Consider the following 810-nt stretch of genomic DNA (forward strand, 5'->3'; position numbering starts at 1 on the left):
ACGTCGCATCGGATTTATCGCGAACACCCCCCCTGCCCTCACAGTCAATGGACGTGGCCGCGTTGGTTGCCCGGCTTCGCGACCAGGGAATCGAGTTGACGCTGGCCGACGGCCGCTTGCGCTACAACGCGCCGCGGGGCGCGCTCGACCCGGCGGCGATCGAGCAATTGCGCGCCCGGCGTGACGAAATCATTACTTATCTGTCGCGTCCCGTCGCACGGCCGGCGGAAGGGCTGCCGGCGTCGCCCGGCCAGGCCAGGTTGTGGTTCGTGGAGCGGGCCGGACTGGCGGGCCATGGCTATGTGACGCCAGTCAACCTGCGGATCGACGGACCGTTGGATGCGGAACGGTTGCGGCTGGCGTTGCAGGCGGTGGTGCATCGGCATGAGGCATTGCGCACCGCGTTTGTCGAACGCGACGGGCAACCGTACCAGGTGGTGCATGCGCTGGTGCTGTTCGCGATGCCGGTCACCGATCTGTCGGCGATGCCCGATCCTGACTCTGTGCTGGCCGAACTGGCGGCGCAGGACAACCGGCGGCACTTCGATCTGACCGCACCGCCGCTGCTGCGGGCTCGCTTGGTGCGGTTGGGTGCCGAACGTCATGCGCTGCTGGCGGCATTCCATCATATCGCGTTCGACGGGTGGTCGCTGCCGGTCTTCCTCGACGAACTCGGGCGGTCCTATGATGGCGAGATGCTGCCGCCGCTACGGGTGCAGTTGCCTGACCTGGTTGCGGCGCAGGCCTTACGGCAGGATCGGGCGGGACTGGCTTTCTGGCGCGATGCGCTGGCGGGGGTGGGGCGAACGG

Annotated in this window: 1 protein-coding gene; it reads left to right on the forward strand. The window is 67.8% G+C overall.

Going from position 1 to position 810, the window contains the following annotated elements; genetic code table 11:
• Nucleotides 1-62: 62 nt before the first annotated feature.
• The coding region (locus GSQ89_RS23150; protein WP_254073321.1) for a condensation domain-containing protein at nucleotides 63-810 on the forward strand (748 nt) is incomplete at its 3' end.

It is taken from the genome of Acidisphaera sp. S103 (genome assembly GCF_009765975.1).
Lineage (GTDB): Bacteria > Pseudomonadota > Alphaproteobacteria > Acetobacterales > Acetobacteraceae > Rhodopila.